Here is a 3,807-nt window from a genome sequence, read left to right on the forward strand (position 1 = left end):
AACCAATTGGTGGCATGGCGCGGCGCCACCACTGCCACGGAAAACACGGCTCCGGCCATTCGGCAAGCCGTATCGGAACTCCTTGATGCTCTGGTCACACGCAACCAGCTCCAGCCCCACCATCTGATTTCCATGGTCTTTTCCGTGACGGCGGATCTGGATGCCCTGTTTCCCGCCTCCGTGGCGCGCCATCGGCCCGGTTGGCAGGCAGTGGCTCTGCTGGACACGCAGCAAATGCATGTACCGGGTGATCTGAGCCGCTGCATCCGCCTCTTTGCCCATGGCTGGCTGCCCAAGGGCCGGGTTCCGGAACATCCCTATCTGCGGGGTGCGGCGGCCTTGCGTTCGGATCGTCAATGAAGACGGCAACGGGCCAGACAGAATTGGCCATGGACAGGTAAAGTGCTTGCCCATTGGGCACACACAACACCAGTGCAACCATGACCAGACGGACACTTGAAGGAACCAGCCGTAAGCGCAAGCGGGTCAGCGGGTTTCGTGTGCGCATGCGGTCCCACACAGGCCGCCGCGTCATTCGCAGTCGACGCAAACGAGGCCGGGCCCGGCTTGCGGTTTGAGGGATTGCACGGCAATTCGGCATGGTGCTTCCCCGGGACCACCGCCTCAGTGGAACCATGGTTTTTGACCATCTCTACAGAGCCAGGTCGCGTTTTCATGGCAGTAACCTGATCCTGAGGGTCGGGTTACCCAACCTTCAGCGCCTCAAGCCCGGTCTCATGGGATCCCGAATCCGCGCCGCCGTGAAGCGCAACAGCGCGGCAGTGGGACGGGAAGATCTACGCTTTGCTGTTGTGGTGAGCAAAAAAGTGAGCAAGCGGGCAGTAAGGAGAAACCGGCTGCGCCGCCTTCTCCACCATGCTTTCATGAAGGAGGTTCCCCACCTGCGGCGGGGCCGTTGGCTGCTGCTCAGCCTGAAGCCAGGGGCCACCCAGCGCAGCGAGGATCAATTGCTGCAAGAGTGGAGTGACCTTCTGGGGCAGTCCGGCCTGCGCTGTGCCCACGAACAGGACGGGCCTGCCGCTTTGACCCGCGCCACCCCCCATCTCCATCATGTCTGACCAGTCCCCCCAGTCCCCCAGGACGGAAGAGGTGTTCTACGAAGGCGGACCCCATCCCATGGATCTGGTGTTTGGCCTGCTGGCTGCCCTCACCGTGGTGCTCGTTCCCCTGGCGGTGGGGGCTGTTGTGCGCGCCCTCTGGCTGCGCTTCCGCATCACGGATCAGACGATTGTGGTCAAGGGGGGCTTTCTGGGGCGAACCGTAACCACCGTCAGCTACGGCCAGATCCGGGAGGTGCGTTCGGTGTCCCGGGGCTTTGGTCTGTATGGCGACATGGTGCTGTTGCTCAAGGGGGGAGGCGCTCTCGAGATGCGGTCCCTGCCTGATTACCGCCGCTGGCGCCACCTGGTGGAAGAGCGCCGCCCAGCTTCCAAGGCCAGGGCCGCAAGCCAGCGCTCAGGCCAGGCCGGTTTCTCCGATTGATGCTGAATCCAGCGGCTTCCATGGGGCACACTGACTCTGCTGGACATCCACCCTCCACTACTTCACGCCTGTGATCGGCTACATCTCCGACAATCTCCTGCTGCCCATCCTGGATTTTTTCTATGGATTGGCGCCCAATTACGGCTTGGCCATCGTCTTGCTGACGGTGGTGATCCGCTTGGCCCTCTTCCCCCTGAGTGCTGGATCCATCCGCAATGCCCGGCGGATGCGCATTGCCCAGCCCGTCATGAAAAAACGGCAGGAGGAGATTCGGGCCAGGTACGCCAACGACGCCAAGCGGCAGCAGGAGGAGATGGGCAAGCTCATGAAGGAGTTTGGCAATCCCCTGGCGGGCTGCCTGCCCCTGCTGGTGCAGATGCCCATCCTTTTTGCCCTCTTCGCCACCCTGCGGGGATCCCCCTTTGCCGACGTGACCTACACCATCCCGGTGAAGGTGATGACCGCCGATGAAATCCTCCAGGAGGAGGCGAGGCCCTTCACCAGCGCCAGCCACTCCATTTTTCTCTCGGAAACGGACCATGTGCCGGTGGTGGCCGCCCTGCCCGAGGGCAGCAGCTTTTCCGTCGGGGACACGGCAACGCTGCAACTGGAAACCCGGGATGGGGGGGAATCCCTGGCGGCGGTGCAGGCCCATACGGACCACGCCGCAGCCATCACCCCCAGTTGGGAGGTGACCCGGGGTGCGGATGTGGTCCATGTTGATGAATCCGGCCAGATCACGGCCGTGGGGCTGGGCAATGCAACCGTGGAGGGCAAGATTCCCGGCCTGGCCTCCGAAAACGGATTTCTGTTCATCAAGGCCCTGGGCCATGTGGGCTTTTACGTGGACGGCAAGGTGAATTGGGATATTGCCGTCCTTGTCGCGGGCTTTGGCGCCACCTTGTTTGTCTCTCAGATTCTCTCCGGCTGGGGCATGCCGAAAAACCCCCAGCAGGACGCCACCAATCGGGTGCTGCCCTTCATGATGACCGGCTTGTTCCTGTTCTTCCCGCTGCCGGCTGGCGTGCTGCTCTACATGGTGGTGGCCAACGTGCTCCAGGCATTCCAAACCTTCCTCATGACCAGGGAAGCGCTGCCCGACAACCTTCAAGCTCTCCTGGAGCAGCAGTTGGCGGCCCAGGCCGCCGATGCCGCTTCCGGATCAGCCCTGGCGGTAACGGCGGACGCCGTGGTCAGTAAGGAGGGATTCCGTGGCCTCCTCAAGGAGGAACGCACTCAACAGACCTCCTCCCCACCCCTGCCCCAGCAGAAACCCGCCGCCAAGCCTGCCAAGCCCGGCCGCCGCAAGGGTCAGCGACAGAAGAAATCAAAGTCCTGAGGAGCAGGCATGAGTGTGCAGGTCAGCCCTTTGGAGCAACTGGATCTTTTGATCCGGGCGCGCACACCCATCATCTGGGTTCCTACCCAGGAGGAGGAACGCCTGGAGAACCTGGTGCGGTCCGCTGCGCGGAGACTCCAGGATCGTCTGGTGATGCGCTGGGACTTCATTGGTGGTCTGGACGCCCCCAGTGACCGCGTTGGCACAGGGGAGCGCAATCCCCTGGCCGCCCTCGACAGCCTCTCCGCCATGGCTGCGGGCGCGGCGCCATCCTGCTGCTGCTGGACTTCCACCGCTTCCTTGAGGATGCGGCGGTGAACCGGCGTCTGCGGAATCTGGCCAGGGAGCTACGTCGCCAACCCCATACGGTGATCATCAGCGCTCCCGACCTCAGCCTTCCCACGGAATTGGAAACCGTGACCTCCGTGCTGGAATTGCCCCTCCCCGGTAGTGCGGAGATCGGCGCCCTGCTGGGAGGGATTGCCAGCGCCGCCGGCCAGCCCCTCCCCCTTGACGTGAGGGAAACCTTGAGCCGTTGCTGCACCGGTCTGCCGGAAGAGCGGGTCCGACAGGTGGCGGCCCGGGCCCTGGCCCAGCGGGGCGCCCTGGGCCTGGCGGACCAGGCTGACATTCTTGAGGAAAAACGCCAGGCTGTGCGCCGCACGGAGCTTCTGGAATACTGCAGCACGGACACCAGCACCACCGACATTGGCGGCCATGACAAGCTCAAGGGCTGGCTGGAACAACGGCGGCTGGCCTTTTCCCCGGCAGCCGGGCCTACGGCCTGCCCCATCCCAAGGGGGTTCTGCTCCTAGGTCCCCAGGGCACCGGCAAATCCTTGACGGCGCGGGCCGTGGCCCACAGTTGGGGGATGCCCTTGCTGCGGTTGGACGTGGGGCGCCTCTTTGCCGGCCTGGTGGGCGCCAGTGAAGCCCGGACCCGGGAGATGATCCGCACCACGGAGG

Annotated in this window: 8 protein-coding genes; all 8 read left to right on the forward strand. The window is 64.0% G+C overall.

Translation table 11 applies throughout. The annotated features are described in order from the left end of the window. A partial coding sequence (gene aroH, locus BG35_RS0107570; RefSeq protein ID WP_025782352.1) for a chorismate mutase occupies positions 1-360 on the forward strand: 360 nt, incomplete at its 5' end. An 80-nt stretch (positions 361-440) separates the two neighbouring features. Next, a complete protein-coding gene (gene rpmH, locus BG35_RS12175) occupies positions 441-578 on the forward strand; it encodes a 50S ribosomal protein L34 (protein WP_071994821.1) in 138 nt (45 codons plus the stop codon). 21 nt (positions 579-599) lie between these two features. Then, entirely contained in the window at positions 600-1,079 is a 480-nt protein-coding gene (gene rnpA / locus BG35_RS0107575; RefSeq protein WP_025782353.1) for a ribonuclease P protein component, read from the forward strand. After that, a complete protein-coding gene (locus BG35_RS0107580) occupies positions 1,072-1,503 on the forward strand; it encodes a PH domain-containing protein (RefSeq protein WP_025782354.1) in 432 nt (143 codons plus the stop codon). The genes rnpA and BG35_RS0107580 overlap by 8 nt, the downstream gene beginning before the upstream one ends. Before the next feature lie 70 nt (positions 1,504-1,573). Beyond that, positions 1,574-2,842 (forward strand): membrane protein insertase YidC, encoded by a 1,269-nt coding sequence (gene yidC, locus BG35_RS0107585; RefSeq protein ID WP_025782355.1) that lies wholly within the window; start codon positions 1,574-1,576, stop codon positions 2,840-2,842. A 9-nt stretch (positions 2,843-2,851) separates the two neighbouring features. Then, a complete protein-coding gene (locus tag BG35_RS13705; protein WP_025782356.1) occupies positions 2,852-3,160 on the forward strand; it encodes a Ycf46 family AAA ATPase in 309 nt (102 codons plus the stop codon). Next, the gene (locus BG35_RS13710; RefSeq protein WP_025782357.1) at positions 3,157-3,657 is read left to right on the forward strand and encodes a Ycf46 family AAA ATPase; all 501 of its coding nucleotides are present in this window, start codon (positions 3,157-3,159) and stop codon (positions 3,655-3,657) included. Before BG35_RS13705 ends, BG35_RS13710 begins: the two co-directional genes overlap by 4 nt. A 38-nt stretch (positions 3,658-3,695) precedes the next feature. Then, positions 3,696-3,807: hypothetical protein (locus tag BG35_RS13715; RefSeq protein WP_269087832.1), on the forward strand; the 112-nt coding region annotated here is incomplete at its 3' end.

The organism is Candidatus Synechococcus spongiarum SH4, assembly GCF_000586015.1.
In the GTDB taxonomy this organism is placed as follows: domain Bacteria; phylum Cyanobacteriota; class Cyanobacteriia; order PCC-6307; family Cyanobiaceae; genus Synechococcus_B; species Synechococcus_B spongiarum_F.

Bases quoted from the DNA above. Each gene is read 5' to 3' on its own strand.
- BG35_RS13705 (WP_025782356.1), top strand. From the start codon at position 2,852: ATGAGTGTGCAGGTCAGCCCTTTGGAGCAACTGGATCTTTTGATCCGG.
- BG35_RS0107580 (WP_025782354.1), top strand. From the start codon at position 1,072: ATGTCTGACCAGTCCCCCCAGTCCCCCAGGACGGAAGAGGTGTTCTAC.
- rnpA (WP_025782353.1), top strand. From the start codon at position 600: ATGGTGCTTCCCCGGGACCACCGCCTCAGTGGAACCATGGTTTTTGAC.
- rpmH (WP_071994821.1), top strand. From the start codon at position 441: ATGACCAGACGGACACTTGAAGGAACCAGCCGTAAGCGCAAGCGGGTC.